Source organism: Sphingobium sp. Z007 (assembly GCF_900013425.1).
GTDB lineage: Bacteria > Pseudomonadota > Alphaproteobacteria > Sphingomonadales > Sphingomonadaceae > Sphingobium.
This window is the reverse complement of the sequence record NZ_FBXK01000005.1, coordinates 1017404-1034567: the sequence shown is the minus strand read 5'-3', so window position 1 is coordinate 1034567 and position 17164 is coordinate 1017404. Positions and strand designations below refer to the sequence as shown.

Below are 17164 nucleotides of genomic sequence, written 5' to 3'. Positions count from 1 at the left end.
CTTCCGCTGGGATGACGAGGTGCGTGCAGATTCCTCATCGTTCCGCCTTCATCTCATGCGTGCTTTCATTATAGCTCATGCCTTCCAGTTCGCGAGGCATGTAGCGTTCGTCATGCTTGGCAAGCAGGTTGGTGGCGACGAAAATGCCTTTGGCGTCGAACGATCCCTCCGCCACGACGCCGCTGCCTTCCTTGAACAGGTCGGGCGCGATGCCGCTGAAGGTTGCCGGCACCGTCGCCTTGCCGTCGGTCACGTCGAACCGGATGGTGACGCCGTCGGCCGCGCGCTTGAGGCTGTTCTTGACCACCATGCCGCCCAGCCGGACGGCCTTGCCCGGTTCGACGCCCTTCGTCCTGACGTCGCTGGGCGCGTAGAAATAAGCGGCCTCATCTTTGAGCGCCGATGCCGCGAGCAGCCCCGCCCCCACCAGCGCCACCAGCGCCGCAAGCGCCAGAATGAGTCTTTGATGTTTCGCTTTCATGCCCGCTCAGCGATCCGATCGGCGCGCTTTTCAGCGGCACGCATCGCGCGCCAACTGACGACACTGACGATCGCCGTGCCCGCCAGCGTCACCGCATAGGCGGCGATCACGAAAGCCCATTGGTTCATCGCCCCTACCCTCTTGCCAGGCGCTGCATCCGCGCCTCGACCTTGTTGTGCGCCAGGATCGCGCGCATCCGCATCAGCACGATCGCGCCGAACAACAGGCTGAAGCCCAGCAATGTCAGGCCCAGCGGCCACAGCAGCGATCCGTCGATGCTCGACCCGCGCAACGTGATGGACGGTCCCTGGTGCAGGCTGTTCCACCACACCACGGACCGATTGATGATCGGAATGTTGATCGCCCCGACCAGCCCGAAAATGGCGGTCACATTGCTGACCCCGCCCTGCTGCGCCTGCCGCGCGCTGGCGTTACCCAGCGCGATATAGCCCAGATAGAGGAAGAAAAGGACCAGCATCGAGGTCATCCGCCCGTCCCATTCCCACCACGTCCCCCAGGTCGGCCGGCCCCAGATCGAGCCGGTCATCAGGCAGATGGCGGTGAACAGCGCGCCCGGCGCGGCGATGGCGCGTCCGGCGACAGCGGCCAGCGGATGCTTCCACACCAGTTGCATCAGCGCGGCGATCGCGATCCCGCTCCAGCCGCCCATGCCGAGCCAGGCGGCGGGCACATGGATATAAAGGATGCGCACCGTTTGCCCCTGCAGATAGTCGGCCGGGGTCAGGAAAAGTCCGCAGGCGCAGCCGACGATCAGCAGCAGCAGGCCGGGCCAGAACAGCCAGCCCGTCAGCGGACGCGCGATCTTCAAAAAGCGGGCGGGATTGGCGAAGCGGTGCATCAGGGCTGCGTCTTTAGCCGCGCGCGCAAGGCAACGCCAGTAGGGCATTTTGACGATGGCCAAGCCCGCGAAACGCAGCGTTGCCGCGGCCCGGCACGCTTTTTTATGACAGGAGGGCGACAAAGGGGGAGTAACGCACTATATGCGCGGCCAAAGACGGCCCTGTGGGCCTGTCAGGAACGGCTATGGAACCGCTCGCACCCATGATTACGACAAACCCCTTCGACGACGACAAGTTGCGCGAGGAATGTGGCATTTTCGGTGTTTCCCGCGCGGAAACAGCGTCTGCCATCGTCGCGCTTGGCCTTCACGCCCTGCAACATCGCGGGCAAGAAGCCGCAGGCATCACCAGCTGGGACGGGCATGATTTCCATACCCACCGGGCGATGGGCCATGTGGCCGGCAATTTCGACCGGGACGAGGTGATTCGCGGCCTGCCCGGCGATACCGCCTGCGGCCATGTGCGCTATTCCACCACCGGCGAAACGTCGCTGCGCAACGTCCAGCCGCTTTATGCGGAACTGAATTCCGGCGGTTTCGCCATTGCCCATAATGGCAATATCTCCAACGCGATGAAGCTGCGCCGCGAACTGATTCGCCGCGGCTCCATCTTCCAGTCGACCTCCGACACCGAAGTCATCATCCATCTGGTGGCGACGTCCAGCTATCGCACCCTGCTCGACAAGTTCATCGATGCGTTGAAACAGGTCGAGGGCGCCTATTCGCTGATCGTGATGACGCCCGAAGGCATGATCGCCTGCCGCGACCCCTTGGGTATCCGCCCGCTGGTGATGGGCACGCTCGGTGAAACCACTATCTTCGCCTCGGAAACCGTCGCGCTCGACGTGGTCGGTGCCGACTATGTCCGCACCATCGATCCGGGCGAGTTGGTGATTGTCACCAATGAAGGCGACATCCGCTCGCACCGTCCCTTCGGCGACGTGCATCCGCGCCCCTGCATCTTCGAACATGTCTATTTCAGTCGCCCCGATTCGATCGTGGACGGCTCCAGCGTCTATTCGGTGCGCAAGGCGATCGGCGCGCAGTTGGCGATCGAAAATCCGGTCGATGCGGACTATGTCATCCCCGTTCCCGACAGCGGCGTCCCCGCAGCGATCGGCTATGCCCAGCAATCGGGTATCCCGTTCGAACTGGGCATCATCCGCTCGCATTATATCGGCCGCACCTTCATCCAGCCGGGGGACAAGGTCCGCCATCTGGGCGTGAAGCTCAAGCACAACGCCAATCGCGCGCTGATCCAGGGCAAGAAGATCGTGCTGATCGACGATTCGATCGTGCGTGGCACCACCAGCTTGAAGATCGTGCAGATGATGCGCGAAGCCGGCGCTGCGGAGGTCCATATGCGCATCGCCAGCCCGCCGACCAAGCATAGCTGCTTCTACGGCGTCGACACGCCCGAACGCACCAAGTTGCTGGCGCACAAGCTGGACGTGGGCGGGATGCAGGACTTCATCCATGCCGACAGCCTGTCCTTCATCTCGATCGACGGCCTGTACAAGGCGCTGGGCGAAGCCAAGCGCGCCGACATCCGCCCGCAATATTGCGACGCCTGTTTCACTGGCGATTATCCCACGACGCTCACCGACCAGGATGACGTAGTGGTGACCAACCAGTTGGAATTGCTTGCCGAGCGCGTCGTCTGACCCTTCACATCAGCCCGTTCGTCCTGAGTAGCCACTGAGCCCTTCGAGTGCCTGCTTGCAGCAGGCGCTCTGGGTAAACTTCACCTTCGGTGAAGTCGAAGTGGCGTATCGAAGGATGCTTCGATACGGGACTTCGGCAAGCTCAGCCCCTACTCAGCACGAACGGATGTATATGTCTTCTTCCGACCTTCCCCTTTCCGGCAAATTGGCGCTCGTCACCGGGGCGAGTCGCGGCATCGGCGCGGCTACGGCGGAGGCGTTGGCGGCCGCGGGCGCGCATGTCGTGCTGACCGCGCGGACGACAGGCGGACTGGAAGAGGTGGAGGATCGTATCCACAAGGCTGGCGGTCACGCGACGATCGCCCCGCTCGACCTGATCGATGGCGAGAGCATCGGGCGTCTGGCGCAGGCGATAAGCGGACGCTGGCAGGCGCTCGACATTCTCGTGCTCAACGCCGCGACGCTGGGCGCGCTGGCATCGGTCCCGGCGATCGACGCCAAGGAATTTGCGCGCCTCCTCACGCTCAACATCGCCGCGCCCCAGGCGATGATCGCCGCTTTCGACCCCATGTTGCGGGCCAGCAGTGACGCGCGGGTGGTGGCGCTCACCTCCTCGGTCGTCACGCCGCGGGCCTATTGGGGCGCCTATGGCGCGTCGAAGGCGGCGCTGGAAACGCTGGTCGGCGCTTATGGCGAGGAGATGAAGAACATTTCCGCCATCCGCACCCACATCGTCGATCCGGGCGCCACCCGCACGGCGATGCGCGCCCGCGCCTTCCCCGGCGAAGACCCGGCGAGCCTCAAGGGGCCGGAAGTGGTGGCGGGCGCTATCGTCGATCTGGTTGCATCGGATACGCCGACCGGCCATCGGATGCGCGTCGAGGGTTGAGGCCTAGGCTGGCTTGACCAGCGTCACCTGCGCCACGTCGATGCCGCCGCCGCGAAAACCACCTTCGCAATACATGAGATAATAGCGCCATAAGGCCACGAAATGCTGGTCGAAACTGGCGGGCAGCAAGCCTTCCTCGATCGCCTGGTCGAACCGCTCGCGCCAGCGGCGCAGCGTTTCGGCATAATCCAGACCGAAGCGGCGCACGTCGCGCCATTCCAGCCCCTGCGTCTCCGCCGACGCACGAAACCGACTTTCCGACATCAGCATCCCGCCGGGAAAGATATAGGTCTGGATGAAGTCTGCGCCGCGGGCATAGCGTTCGAAAATCGCGTCATCGATCAATATATATTGGATCGCCGCCTTGCCGCCGGGCTTGAGCAACCGGTGGATGGCGGCCAGATAGGCGGGCCAATAGGCTTGGCCCACGGCCTCCACCATCTCGACGCTGGCGATGGCGTCATATTGGCCTTGCGCATCACGATAGTCGGTCAGCAAAATTTGTGCCCCCGACCCCAACCGGTCGCGGGCATAGTCGGCCTGCTCGACCGAGAGGGTCAGCCCGCTATAGGCGATCGCGCAGCGCTCCATCGCCTGTTCAGCCAGCCCACCCCAGCCGCATCCGATTTCCAGCAGCGACGCGCCGTCCTTCACGTCCAGCCGGTCTAGGATCGCATCGACCTTGCGCCGTTGCGCCTGCTCGAAATCCTCATGTTCATTCGTAGGATCGACGAACAACGCGCTTGAATAATGCATAGTTTCATCCAGCCAGAGCCGGTAGAAATCATTCCCCAAATCATAATGATAGGCGATATTATGCCGCGAACCGGTCCGGCTGTTGCGCCGCAGCCAATGCATAGCGCGCCCAATCCACCGCCCCGGCCCGCGCGGCCGCGCCGCCTGCCCCAGCGCCGCCGCGTTGCGCATGAAGAGGGCGAAGAGCGGCACCGGATCGGGACTCGCCCATTCCCCCGCGGCCCAGGCGCGATACCAGCCGGCCGATCCGCCCACCGCCAGCCGCACCAGCGCCCGCCAGGATCGCAGGTCCACCTCGCAATGCGGCCCCGGTGCTCTACCACCCAGCAGGCGGCGCGTGCCGTCAGGGAGCGAGGCTTGCAGCCCGCCTTCGGCCAGCCCCTGGTCGATCCGATCGAGCAAACGATGGAATAAGGGTGCCAGCAGACGCGAGCCCACACCCGGCGAAAGGGATCGCGGTGGATGCTTGACCGATAGCGCGCGCCGACCGCGCCGGGGAGTGATGGCGTTCATGACGCCATTCCTGCCGCAACCCGGCCTCCGCTGCAATCACCCCTTGCTATCACGATAGGCTGCCAGCGCCCGCTCCCGCCCTTCGCGATGGCCGATGATCTTCGCCGGATAGGCGGCCGGACGCGCGCCATGGGCATCGGGATCGTGAATCGTCGCATCCGGCAGGTCCGCCAGTTCCGGCACCCACGACCGGATATAGTCGGCCGCGTCGAACTTGTCGGATTGGGTCAGCGGCGCCATGATTCGCGTGAACAGATTGGCATCGACGCCGCTGCCCGCGACCCATTGCCAATTGACGCTGTTATTGGCGTAATCCGCATCGACCAGCGTGTCCCAGAACCAGCGCGCCCCATGCCGCCAGTCGATCAGCAGATGTTTGATGAGGAAGCTGGCGGCAATCATGCGCACACGGTTATGCATCCATCCCGTGGTCCAAAGCTGCCGCATTCCGGCGTCCACGATCGGGTAACCGGTCGTGCCCGTCTTCCACGCGGTAAAGTCGGCCCCCGCTTCCCGCAAGTCCCGCCATGGCAGCGCATCGAAATCCGACCGTGCATTTTCGGACCCATAGGTTGGCAGCTCGAAAATCTGGACATGCGCATAATCGCGCCAGATCAGCTCCTTAAGGAAGATCGTTGCATCATGGCCTGAAGATTCGACCCGCCGCCAGACATAGGCCGGCGACACCTCGCCGAAGTGCAGATGCGGCGACAGGCGCGACGTCCCCTCGACCGAGGGCAGATTGCGCGCAGTCGGATAATCCCCGACCTCATTAAGAAAATTGGCGACATTGGTGCGCGCACCCTTCTCGCCCGGCGTCCAATCCGCCCCGAAACCCACCGCCCAGTCCGGTTTCGTCGGCAGCAAGCCCCAGTCGTCCAGCGAATCGCTCGTCGGCCAATGCGCCGGCCCATCGATCCGTTGCGGCGCGGGATGCGGCGCGGGCGGCGGCATATGCTCCATCACGGCGCGGGAAAAGGGCGTGTAGATGCGATACATGCCCCCCGCCCCGGTCCGCACCGCGCCCGGCGGCAGCAACAGGCCGCCGTCATGGAGGCACAGGTCGAGCGCCTTGCCTACCGCCTTTTCCGCATTGCGCCACCAGGGTTCATAATGATGCAGCGCATGGACCCGCGACGCGCCGACCTCTTTCGCGAGCGCCGCCAGCATATCCGCACTGCGCCCGCGCCGCAGGATCAGGCGCGATCCCTTGGCGCGCAGGCTCTCGTCCAGCCGCGCAAGGCTATGGTGCAGCCACCAGCGCGCCGCGCCGCCCATCTTCCATTGGCGCGGCCCTTCATCGTCCAGGATATAGACGGGGATCACCGGGCCTTCGCTGACGGCGGCGGCCAGGGCGGGCTGATCGGATAGACGGAGATCCTGGCGAAGCCAGAGCAGGACGGGATCGGACATGGCAGGGCAATGCGCCGCGGCGCGACCGGTTCCAAGTGGTAATTTGGGGCATATTGGCTTCACGGCCCCATCCCCCGTGGACGCCCCGCTCGTCGCAAATCAACGGGCCGATGATTCGGCCGATGGACGCCGCCGCTTCGTCCGCCTATTCTGGCCCGTGCGCCAGATGTCGGCGCCGATGGCGACCTTCATGCGTTAGGGTCGCCAGGAACCGAATTTTTGGGGATGACATGGCGTCGATGCCGAATGACAATATACTGCCATACCGGCCCTGCGTCGGGATCATGCTGGTGAACATGGATGGCATGGTGTTCGTCGGTCAGCGTCTCGATAATGTCGTCGAGGCATGGCAGATGCCGCAGGGCGGCATTGATGATGGTGAAGCCGCCAAGGCGGCTGCGCTGCGCGAATTGCAGGAAGAAACCGGCATTCGGCCAGACCTGGTCGAGATTATCGCAAAGGCGAAGGACGAGCATTTCTACGATCTGCCGCCCGAACTGGTCGGTAAATTATGGGGCGGCAAATATCGCGGCCAGCGCCAATATTGGTATCTGGCCCGCTTCATCGGCCAGGATAGCGATATCGATATTCAGACCAAAGACCCGGAGTTCCGGGAATGGAAATGGACTTCGCCCGAAACGCTGCCCGACCTGATCGTGCCGTTCAAGCGCAAGCTGTATCGCGACATATTGCAGGAGTTCCGGGCGCTTATATGACCCATAAGGCGCATTAGGGGCTTAAAATCCGCTGTCGCTTGGCTATGACGGGACCATGCATGCCCGTACGATCCCCCTGTCGTTGCTGATCGCCGCCCTGCCCGCCGCGGGCCAAGCGGCCGAATCGGCTCTGTTGCCGCCCGCCGTCCGTGAGATGATGGAGGCGGCGATCGCCAACGGCAATGAAACGGACATCGCCACCGTGTCCAAGATCGCCAAGCAGACCAATCCGGCATCGGCCGATGAAATCCAGCGCATGGTCAATAGCTGGAAGGAACGGACCAAGGCGACCCACGACACGGTGATTCGCGAAGCGCGCTTCAACGAACTATGGACCGGCCGGGTCGAGGCCGGCGGGTTCCGGTCCACCGGTTCCACCAGCGAACTGGGCATAACCCTGGCCGCGACCGCGACTCGCGCAGGCCTGCAATGGTCGCACAAACTGACCGCCGCCGCCGATTATCGCCGCGCTAACGGCGTCACCTCGCGCGAGCGCTATTTTGCGGGTTACGAACCCAAATATGAATTTGATCCACGCGGCTTCATCTATGGCCTGGCCCAATTCGAACGGGACACGTCGATCGGCTATGACGAACGCTACACCACATCGGTCGGCGTCGGGTACAAGCTGATCGTCAGCAAGCCGGTCGATCTGTCGGCCGATATCGGCCCGTCGATCCGTCACGTCAGATATATGATCGGTCCGCGGGAAACCAAATTGGGCGTGCGCGGGTCGATGGCGCTCGCCTGGCGCGCCACGCCGACGGTGACGTTCAAGCAGACCGCATCGGGCTATGCCGAAACGGACGTCTATACCCTCAACGCCCTGTCGTCGGTCGAAACCAAGGTCAGCACGCGGCTGTCGGCCGCTTTCTCCTACAATCTCCAGTATGAATCAGAGACTTTGCTCGCCACCCGCGACCTCGACACGCTGAGCCGCCTGACTTTGACCTATGATTTCTGAACCACGCAATTTTATTGCGGGGGTGGAGACGCGCGCGGCGCTCTGATAGATCAGGGCGGATGAGGGATTTTTCATCGCAGGAACGGATGCTGCTGGACCGCGCTGCGGCCGCGCCGATGCTGGCGCAGACTCAGGATTGGGCGGCGATCAACAGCGGATCGCGCAATCTGGTCGGCCTCGCCCGAATGGCGGATGTGCTGGCCGACGCCTTTTCGGCCTTGCCAGGCGCGATCCGCCTGGTCGATCCAGTCCCGGTCGAGAGCGTATTGCCGGACGGGCGCATCCAAGTCATCGACCATGGCCGCCATCTCCATCTGTCGGTGCGCCCCGACGCCCCCATACGCCTGCTGCTGACCGGCCATATGGACACGGTGTTTCCCATCGATCACCCCTTCCAGCAGCAGCGCTGGCTGAAACCGGGCGTCCTCAACGGTCCCGGCGTTGCCGACATGAAGGGCGGGATCGCGGTCATGCTGGCCGCGCTCCATGCCATCGAAGAGTCGGACGCGGTCGCCACGCTGGGCTATGACGTCGTCATCAACAGCGACGAGGAAGTCGGCAGCGCATCGTCCGCCGGTCTGTTGCGCGAACTGGCGGCGGGCAAGTTGGCCGCCTTCACTTATGAACCCTCCGCCCTGCCCGACGGTACGCTGGCCGGCGCACGCGCGGGGAGCGGCAATTTCTCCATCATCGTCACGGGCCTGAGCGCCCATGCCGGGCGCAATCCCGATGACGGTCGCAACGCCCTGCTCGCCGCCGCCGACCTGGCGCTACGGCTGAAGGCCGGGAGCGGCGCAGGCTTTTCCTGCAACCCTGCGAAGATCGACGGCGGCAGCCCGAACAATGTCGTGCCCGACCATGCGGTGCTGCGAGTCAATTTCAGGCCGCGCACACCGGAAGACGAGATCGCCGCCCGCGCCCTGATCGACCGGGCCATGGCCGATGTCGCGCGCGACCATGACGTCAGCCTCCATCTGCACGGCGGCTTTGGCCGCCCGCCAAAGCCGATGGATGCCAAGGCGCAGGCGCTGTTCGGGCTGGTGCGGCAATGCGGCGCGGACCTCAGTCTCGACATCCGCTGGCGCGATACCGGCGGGGTATGCGACGGCAATAATATCGCGGCCTGCGGCGTGCCGGTGGTTGACACGATGGGCGTGCGCGGCGGCAGCATCCATAGCGACGCGGAATTTCTGCTGACCGACAGCCTAGCCGAACGGGCGCAATTATCCGCGCTGGCGCTGTGGCGGATCGCCCAGGGCCAGTTCGATTCGGGCCAGTTCGATCCGGGACAATATAAAAGAGAGGGGATCACCGCTTGAGCTTCATCATGCGCATAGCGCGCGCCGACGATTTGCAGACGCTCTATGAGATGGCGAAGCTGACCGGCGGCGGCTTCACCAACCTGCCGCCCGATCGCACCGCACTGTCCGCCAAGCTGGAACGCACCGAACAGGCGCTCGCAAGGGAGGGCGAAGGCATCAAGGACGAACTGATCGTCATGGTGCTGGAAAATGTCGAGACGGGCCAGGTCCGCGGCACCTGCCAGATATTCTCGACCGTCGGGCAAAGCTGGCCCTTCTATAGCTACCGCCTTGGCACGCTGACCCAGCACAGCCGGGAACTCGGCCGCACCTTCCGCGCGCAGATGCTCTCGCTCACTACCGATCTCGAAGGATCGGTCGAGGTCGGCGGCTTGTTCCTTCACCCGCGCGAGCGGGCCGAGGGACTGGGGCTGTTGCTGGCACGCAGCCGCTATCTCTATATCCGCAGCCATCGCGCGCGCTTTGGCGACAAGGTGATCGCCGAATTGCGCGGCGTCATCGACGAAGCGGGCGGATCGCCCTTTTGGGACGGTCTGGCCGGGCGATTCTTCGGCATGAGTTTCCAGGAAGCGGACGAATTCAACGCGGTGAACGGCAACCAGTTCATCGCCGACCTGATGCCCAAGACGCCCATCTACACCGCGATGCTGACCGACAGCGCCCGCGCCGTCATCGGCCTGCCCCACCCCAATGGCCGCGCGGCTATGCGGATGCTGGAGACGGAGGGGTTCGACAATGCCGGCTATGTCGATATCTTCGATGGCGGCCCCACCATGGTCGGGCAGGTCGACCAGTTGAAAACGATCGCGGCGGCGCGCGACGTCACCCTGTCCGCCACCCACGAAAAAGGCGGGGACAAGATGCTGATCGCCACCGGCCAACTGGCCGATTATCGCTGCACCTGGGGCTTCGTGCAGGAAGATGACAACGGCGCAGTCTCGATGGATGCAGCCAGCGCGGCGCGCATCGGCCTCGATATCGGCGGTTCCTTCACCATGGCAGGGCGGGCATGAGCGTCAGGGAAATCAATTTCGACGGGATCATCGGTCCCAGCCACAATTATGCGGGCCTCAGCCTCGGCAACCTCGCCTCCGCGCGCAATGCGGGCGCGGTGGCGCATCCGCGTGCTGCGGCGCTCCAGGGGCTGGAAAAGATGCGCGGCAATATCCGCCTGGGCCTGGCGCAGGGTATCTTCCTGCCGCAATGGCGGCCCGACGTCGCCTGGCTGACCAAACTGGGCACCGATGTCGGCGACGCTGATCCGCATATCCGGGCGGCGGCCATGTCCGCCTCCTCCATGTGGGCGGCCAATGCCGCCACGGTTTCGCCCGCCAGCGATACGGCGGACGGCCGCACCCACCTGACCGTCGCCAACCTGGTCACCATGCCGCATCGCAGCCATGAATGGCCCCAGACGCTGGCGCAATTGCGCATCGCCTTTTCCGACAGCAGCGCCTTTGCCGTGCACGGCCCCATCCCCGCGCCGTTCGGCGACGAGGGCGCGGCCAATCATATGCGCCTGGCGGAGCGCCACGACCAACCGGGGGTGGAGGTGTTCGTCTATGGCCGGTCGGGCGGCGCCTTCCCCGCCCGCCAGCATATGGAGGCGAGCAAGGCGGTCGCCCGCATCCACGGCCTCGACGCGGCCCGCACTTTGTTCGTGGAGCAATCCGAAGCCGCGATCGCCGCGGGCGCCTTCCACAATGACGTCGTCGCCGTGGCGAACGAGCGCGTGCTCTTCACCCATGAACAGGCCTTCGCCGACAAGCACGCGTTCTACGCTGATCTGCGCGCCGCCTTGCCCTGCGTCGAAATCGTAGAGGTGCCCGCCAGCGCGGTCAGCCTGGCCGATGCGATCAAATCCTATCTGTTCAATGCGCAGCTCGTCACCCTGCCCTACGGCGGGATGGCGCTGATCCTGCCGACCGAGGCACAGGAAACGCCCGCGGTCTGGACCTGGCTGGAGCAGATGATCGCGGGCAATGGCCCGATCCGCCGCCTCGTGCCCGTCGATGTGCGTCAGTCCATGGCCAATGGCGGCGGCCCCGCCTGCCTGCGCCTGCGCGTCGTCGCCGATCCGCTCGACATTGATCCCCGCTTCCTGGTGGACGAGGCGCAGCTGGATAATATTGCGCAGATCGTGTCCCAATATTGGCCAGAATCGATCGCACCCCAGGATTTGAGCGACACACGGCTGATTGCCCGGATCGAGCAATCATGGTTAACGCTTGTTGACCATTTGCAGCTGTCGGGCGATCTTTCGCCCTGACGGCGGGGGCAACGCCGGATGGAATCGACATGGAACGGATCAAGAGCCTCTTCATCATCAAGACCAAGTTCGAGGCGTTCCTGGTGATCTATGCCCTCGCGCTGGGCGCGGCCGAACGCGGCCATGTGTATATGCAGCAATATCCCGGCGCCGGCGGCCATCTGCTGGCGCTGGCCTGTTCAGGCGCAGTCTTCATGGCGGGCGGCAAGATCCTCGACGCGCTCGACTATCAGCGCGGCATGTAACGCCCGCCCTCGTTCCGAAATGGATCGAACTCGACAACCATCACAGCCGACTGTGCGATATCCTGCCTCCGTCACGACAACGGAGTGCCGACAGGATGCTGGACGATCGACGCAGGCGCAGCGTGCCCGCCGCCGAACTGGTGCGCAATTTTGCCCATTGGCGCGAAGTCGGATCGCACGAGCCGGTGATGGTGACGCATCATGGCCGGGAAACCCATATATTCATGGGGCTGGACCGTTTTCGCACAATGACGGTGGGGGATGAGGACACAAGCGCGCCCGACCGCACCTTCGAACTGGCGGCGCGCATCCATCAGGGATTGGTCCTGTGCCGCGCTGACTTGACCATCGACTATATCAACGGCGTGGCGCTGGCGATGGCCAAGCGGTGGGACCGCCATTTGGAGGGACAGTCTCTGTGGGACGCCTTTCCCGAATTGGCTGGCACGCTGACGGAGGCGCATATCCGCCACAGCCTGGCGTCTGGCGAGGCGAGCGCAGCGGACATTACCTCCCCCTTTCGCGACGATGTCTGGCTGCATGTCCAGACTTTCCCCTTCGCTGGCGGCGTCGCGCTGCTGCTGCGGGACATCACGGCCGACATGCAGCGCCACCGGCTGGCCGACGTCAAATCGGCGATCCTGAAAGCGATGGGCGTCCATGGCGGGGTCGGCTATGTCCGAGTGTCGATGCGCGGCTTTATCGATGTCGTGAACGACAGCTTCTGCGCGATGGTGGGCCTGACCGCGGAAAGACTGGCCGATGCGCCGGTCGCGGACCTGGTCGCCTTGCCCGCCCGCCCGCATTTCCGCGAGCAGATGGAGCGGGTGCTGCGCGGCGAGGGCGACATGCGCTTTCCCACCCAGTTGCTCACCAATGACGGGACGATAGCGCCGATCGACGCGGCGATCGCCCGGTTGCACGGCATTTACGGTACGGAAGGCGCGGTGATCGTCATAACCCCATCGTCCACCGCCTAGATTAGCGGCAACAACGTCCATTTCGGAGGATGCTGGGCAGACCAGTGCAAGATTTACCGGAAAGGTCGGTTTTCGCTCATCCGATGCGGCCGCCCTTTATGTAAAACCCGTCAACGGCGTAGGCGGCAAGGCCAACCCGATATTGAACCACGCGCCCTAGCATGGCCCTCATGTCTTACGATAGCGCCCGCTCCTCCGCCCGATCGCGCCGACCGCTGGCCGCGCTGCTGCGCCATGAGGCCGGCAGCAGCCTGATCGAGGCGGCCTTCGCCCTGCCGCTGCTCATCCTGCTGCTGATGGGCATATTGGCCTATGGAAGTTGGTTCATGACCGCCCACAGCCTGCAGCAGGCCGCCAATGACGCGGCGCGTGCATCGGTGGCCGGGCTGAACGCGACCGAACGGCGCACCCTGGTCGACCAGAGCGTCGTTGCGGCGCGCACTGCCTTCCCCGCACCCGCCGCCCAGACGATCGGCGTTACAACCGGCGAAAGCAGCGGCTATTATACCGTGACGCTGCGCTACACCCTCTCCAATGCGCCGCTCTTCTCGGCGATGCCCATCCCGATGCCGGGCAATGTGCTGGAACGCAGCGCCGTCGTGCGGATCGCCAGCCAATGACTGGCGCGCGCTTCGGCCGGGCGGTGGCGCGGGACAAGCGCGGCGGCGTGACCTTCATCCTGGCCGGCTCGCTGTTCATGCTGGCGGGCGCCGCCACTGTCGCGGTCGATCTCGGCTCGGTCTATCTGGCCCGTCGCCAGTTGCAGGGCGTGGCGGACGCCGCTGCACTGGCGGCGGCCGATGGCGGTCGCACGGCGGCCGAACAACTGGTCGAGCGGAGCGGCATCAACGGCGCCGCCCTCGCGTCGTTCGACAGCGGCAGCTATGCCGCCGATGCGTCCCTCCCGATGGACCAGCGTTTCCGCGCGGGCGATCCCAATGGTGGCGCAATGCGGGTGGAAGTGCGCCGCCGCGCGCCCTTGTTCTTCGCTCGATTGCTGGTCGGGCGCGACGGCATAGACCTCTCCGCCCGCGCCACCGCCGCCCGCACCGACGCCGCCGCCTTTTCGCTCGGCACCGGGCTCGCTTCGCTCAGCGGCGGACTGCCCAACATGCTGCTGTCCAACCTGGCCGGGACCGAACTCAACCTGTCGGTGATGGATTATAATGGACTGGCCAGCGCCAATCTCGACCTGCTGGGCATCGCCGATGCGCTGCGGGTGCGAACCGGTCGCGATGGGGAGGCCTATGGCGCCCTGTTCGACCGCGAAATTCCGCTGTCCGACTTGTTGGGCGCGATGGCGGACAGCGCCGGGTCAAGCCCCGCCGCCGCCACGCTGCTGGCGCTGTCCAGCCGCATTCCCGGGCGCTCCGTCCGCCTCAGCGACATTGTCGATCTTGGCCCGATGCGTGGCGCGGCCACCGCCACCGGCCAACCCAATATCCTGCTCGACGCCTTCTCCATGCTGCGCATGGTGCTCAGCCCGCCGTCGGGAACAGCGGTGCCGATGGACCTGCGCGTCACGGTGCCCGGCCTCAGCAGCACTCGCCTGATGCTGGTGACAGGCGAAGGGCAAGCCCGATCCCCGCTGATGAGCATCACCGCCAAGCGCGACGTGGTGCTCCGCACGGCCCAGACACGCATCTACCTGGAAAGCAGCGTCGCCACCGCCCTGTCCGGCATCGCCTCCGTGCGCGTGCCGCTTTATATCGAACTGGCGGCGGCGGAAGCGCGCCTGTCGGACATTCAATGCGGCCCCAATGGCGGCGTCACGCTGGCGGTCACGCCCTCGGTCGGCACGGCGGCGCTCGGCGACGTCGATGTCAATGCGCTCACCAATTTCGCCATCCCCGCCAATCCGCGCGCCGCCGTGCTGGCGCAGGTGCTGGGCACGCGCGTCACAGGCTATGCCAATATCAGCCTGGGCGGCGTCCAGGCCCGCGATGTGCATTTCTCGCCATCGGAGATCAGCGCCCGGCAGGCCAAGACCGTGAGCACCCAGGATCTGACCCAGGGCATCGCCGCCAGTCTGGCGGGCCAGACCCAGATTCAGGTGTCGCTGCTGGGCATCACCATCGGCAACAGCCCGCTTAGCCCGCTGGTCGGCACTGTGCTGGGCACCACCGCCCCGCTGCTGGATGGCATCATCAACAGCGTCACCGCCACGCTGGGCGTCCGGGTCGGTTCGGCGGAGGTGCGCGTGCATCAACGCCGATGCGGCATGGCGGCGATCGTCGCCTGACCCCTTGCGCTGGCGGCACTCCGCCGTCAGGAGCGATCCATGGGCGCTATCATGTTGCAGGGAACCGGATCGGACGTCGGCAAATCGGTGCTGGTGGCGGGGCTATGCCGGGCGCTGCTGCGCCGGGGCTATCGGGTCCGCCCATTCAAGCCACAGAATATGTCGAACAATGCCGCCGTCACCAGCGATGGCGGCGAGATCGGCCGAGCGCAGGCGTTGCAGGCGATCGCCTGCGGCGTGCCGCCCCATACCGACATGAACCCGGTGCTGCTCAAGCCGCAGGCCGACCGCACCTCCCAACTGATCGTCCATGGCCAGGTGCGCGGCACGCTGGGATCGGGCAATTTCCGCAGCGCGCGGGGGGCGTTGCTGGGCGCCGTGCTGGAAAGCTATGAACGGCTGCGCGACCAGTGTGACATCGTGGTGGTCGAAGGGGCCGGATCGCCGGCGGAGATCAACCTGCGCAGCGGCGATATCGCCAATATGGGTTTCGCCCGCGTGGCCAATGTGCCCGTCATACTGGTCGGCGACATCGACCGGGGCGGCGTGATCGCGGCCGTGGTCGGCACCCGCGCGGTGATCGACCCCGACGACGCGGCGATGATCCGGGGCTTCCTCATCAACAAATTTCGCGGCGACCCGGCGCTGTTCGAGGATGGCTATGCCCAGATCGAAACGCTGTCGGGCTGGCGCGGCTTTGGCGTGGTGCCCTGGCTGAACGCAGTCGCGCGGCTACCCAGCGAAGACGCGGTGGTGCTGGAACGGCGGACCTTCTCGACCGCCGCGCCGCTGGTCGTCGCCTGCCCGGTACTGCCGCGCATCTCCAACTTCGACGATCTCGACCCGCTCAAGCTGGAGCCGGGCGTCGATCTGCGCATGATCGGACCGGGCCAGGCGATCCCCGGCGATGCGGCGCTGGTGATCCTGCCGGGATCGAAGGCCACGGTCGCCGACATGCGCGCCATGGTCGCGCAGGGTTGGGACATCGACATCCGCGCCCATCACCGGCGCGGCGGCGCGGTGCTGGGCCTGTGCGGCGGCTATCAGATGCTGGGGCGCACGATCGCTGATCCCGAAGGCCTGGAGGGACCAGCCGGGTCGGTCGCGGGGCTGGGGCTGCTCGACATAGAAACCCGCCTGTCTGGCGCCAAGATGCTGGCGCAGGTGCGCGGCCGTGCGCTCGATGCCGATTTCACCGGCTATGAAATGCATATGGGCGTTACCAAAGGCCCGGATTGCGCCCGCCCCTTCGCCCTGATCGACGGCGCGCGCCCGGATGGCGCGATCAGCCGCGACGGCCTCGTGATGGGCAGCTATGTCCATGGCCTGCTGGCCAGTGCGGCGCTGCGCGATGCGCTGGTGCGGCGGTTGGGCGGCGCGTCGGCGGGCGTCGACTATGACCAGTCGGTCGAGGACGCCTTGGACGAAGTGGCCGCGCTACTGGAAAAGCATGCCGACATCGACGCCATGGTGGCGCTGGCGACGGCCTGAAGCCGGACACAAAAAAGGCGGCCAGACGCCGCCTTTCTATTCGATCGAAAGATGGTGCACCCAGAGCGATTCGAACGCCCGACCCTCAGATTCGTAGTCTGATGCTCTATCCAGCTGAGCTATGGGTGCAAACGAAAGACAATCAAGCCGCGGCTATAAGCCCGGACCAAAAGCCCTTCGGAATAAATGGTGCACCCAGAGCGATTCGAACGCCCGACCCTCAGATTCGTAGTCTGATGCTCTATCCAGCTGAGCTATGGGTGCGTGGAGACGCGCAGATAGAAGCGCCCGGCCGATTGGGCAAGCCCCTTTTTTGCACTTTTGCGACCTGTTTCAGCCCCGGAACGAATATGCGGCAAC

At 65.0% G+C, this 17164-nt stretch carries 17 protein-coding genes and 2 tRNA genes; 12 read left to right on the top strand and 7 right to left on the bottom strand.

Annotated elements, in window-relative coordinates; genetic code table 11:
- Positions 1 to 34: 34 nt before the first annotated feature.
- From ccmE to ccmC, 3 genes are read right to left on the bottom strand one after another with little or no spacing between them, the layout of a single operon-like run.
- Positions 35 to 481 (bottom strand): cytochrome c maturation protein CcmE, encoded by a 447-nt coding sequence (ccmE, locus tag CEQ44_RS12975; RefSeq protein WP_088182184.1) that lies wholly within the window; start codon positions 479 to 481, stop codon positions 35 to 37.
- The gene (locus tag CEQ44_RS25100; RefSeq protein WP_254913660.1) at positions 478 to 609 is read right to left on the bottom strand and encodes a hypothetical protein; all 132 of its coding nucleotides are present in this window, start codon (positions 607 to 609) and stop codon (positions 478 to 480) included. Before CEQ44_RS25100 ends, ccmE begins: the two co-directional genes overlap by 4 nt.
- Positions 610 to 614: 5 nt before the next feature.
- The gene (gene ccmC, locus CEQ44_RS12970) at positions 615 to 1340 is read right to left on the bottom strand and encodes a heme ABC transporter permease CcmC (protein ID WP_088182236.1); all 726 of its coding nucleotides are present in this window, start codon (positions 1338 to 1340) and stop codon (positions 615 to 617) included.
- 203 nt (positions 1341 to 1543) lie between these two features.
- On the opposite strand from ccmC, the gene purF reads away from it, so the two are divergent.
- Positions 1544 to 3004 (top strand): amidophosphoribosyltransferase, encoded by a 1461-nt coding sequence (gene purF, locus CEQ44_RS12965; protein ID WP_254913661.1) that lies wholly within the window; start codon positions 1544 to 1546, stop codon positions 3002 to 3004.
- Positions 3005 to 3176: 172 nt separating this feature from the next.
- On the top strand, positions 3177 to 3893 hold the full coding sequence (locus CEQ44_RS12960; RefSeq protein WP_088182237.1) for an SDR family NAD(P)-dependent oxidoreductase: 717 nt from the start codon (positions 3177 to 3179) through the stop codon (positions 3891 to 3893).
- Between the two features lie 3 nt (positions 3894 to 3896).
- Here CEQ44_RS12960 and CEQ44_RS12955 read toward each other — a convergent pair whose 3' ends face one another.
- The gene (locus CEQ44_RS12955; RefSeq protein WP_088182186.1) at positions 3897 to 5162 is read right to left on the bottom strand and encodes a cyclopropane-fatty-acyl-phospholipid synthase family protein; all 1266 of its coding nucleotides are present in this window, start codon (positions 5160 to 5162) and stop codon (positions 3897 to 3899) included.
- Between the two features lie 36 nt (positions 5163 to 5198).
- Positions 5199 to 6575, bottom strand: coding sequence for a deoxyribodipyrimidine photo-lyase (locus tag CEQ44_RS12950; RefSeq protein WP_088182187.1), 1377 nt, complete (start codon positions 6573 to 6575; stop codon positions 5199 to 5201).
- Positions 6576 to 6805: 230 nt separating this feature from the next.
- Here CEQ44_RS12950 and CEQ44_RS12945 point away from each other — a divergent pair, with 230 nt between their 5' ends.
- From CEQ44_RS12945 to CEQ44_RS12900, 10 genes are all read left to right on the top strand, one after another.
- Positions 6806 to 7291, top strand: coding sequence for an RNA pyrophosphohydrolase (locus tag CEQ44_RS12945; RefSeq protein WP_088182188.1), 486 nt, complete (start codon positions 6806 to 6808; stop codon positions 7289 to 7291).
- A gap of 55 nt (positions 7292 to 7346) precedes the next feature.
- On the top strand, positions 7347 to 8255 hold the full coding sequence (locus CEQ44_RS12940; protein WP_088182189.1) for a YdiY family protein: 909 nt from the start codon (positions 7347 to 7349) through the stop codon (positions 8253 to 8255).
- A 59-nt stretch (positions 8256 to 8314) separates the two neighbouring features.
- Complete coding sequence (locus CEQ44_RS12935) at positions 8315 to 9574, top strand: hydrolase (protein WP_088182190.1); 1260 nt, start codon at positions 8315 to 8317, stop codon at positions 9572 to 9574.
- Positions 9571 to 10590, top strand: coding sequence for an arginine N-succinyltransferase (locus CEQ44_RS12930; protein ID WP_176400192.1), 1020 nt, complete (start codon positions 9571 to 9573; stop codon positions 10588 to 10590). Before CEQ44_RS12935 ends, CEQ44_RS12930 begins: the two co-directional genes overlap by 4 nt.
- Entirely contained in the window at positions 10587 to 11846 is a 1260-nt protein-coding gene (locus CEQ44_RS12925) for an N-succinylarginine dihydrolase (RefSeq protein WP_088182191.1), read from the top strand. The genes CEQ44_RS12930 and CEQ44_RS12925 overlap by 4 nt, the downstream gene beginning before the upstream one ends.
- 29 nt (positions 11847 to 11875) lie before the next feature.
- Complete coding sequence (locus tag CEQ44_RS12920; protein ID WP_088182192.1) at positions 11876 to 12091, top strand: hypothetical protein; 216 nt, start codon at positions 11876 to 11878, stop codon at positions 12089 to 12091.
- Positions 12092 to 12186: 95 nt separating this feature from the next.
- A complete protein-coding gene (locus CEQ44_RS12915) occupies positions 12187 to 13071 on the top strand; it encodes a PAS domain-containing protein (protein ID WP_088182193.1) in 885 nt (294 codons plus the stop codon).
- Positions 13072 to 13232: 161 nt separating this feature from the next.
- Positions 13233 to 13691, top strand: a complete 459-nt coding sequence (locus CEQ44_RS12910; protein WP_254913662.1) for a TadE/TadG family type IV pilus assembly protein — start codon at positions 13233 to 13235, stop codon at positions 13689 to 13691.
- Positions 13688 to 15313, top strand: coding sequence for a pilus assembly protein TadG-related protein (locus CEQ44_RS12905; protein WP_088182194.1), 1626 nt, complete (start codon positions 13688 to 13690; stop codon positions 15311 to 15313). The genes CEQ44_RS12910 and CEQ44_RS12905 overlap by 4 nt, the downstream gene beginning before the upstream one ends.
- A 39-nt stretch (positions 15314 to 15352) precedes the next feature.
- A complete protein-coding gene (locus tag CEQ44_RS12900) occupies positions 15353 to 16804 on the top strand; it encodes a cobyric acid synthase (protein WP_088182195.1) in 1452 nt (483 codons plus the stop codon).
- Between the two features lie 52 nt (positions 16805 to 16856).
- On the opposite strand, the gene CEQ44_RS12895 is transcribed toward CEQ44_RS12900, so the two are convergent.
- Positions 16857 to 16933: transfer RNA gene (locus CEQ44_RS12895), tRNA-Arg, on the bottom strand.
- Positions 16934 to 16991: 58 nt separating this feature from the next.
- Positions 16992 to 17068: transfer RNA gene (locus tag CEQ44_RS12890), tRNA-Arg, on the bottom strand.
- Positions 17069 to 17164 lie beyond the last annotated feature (96 nt).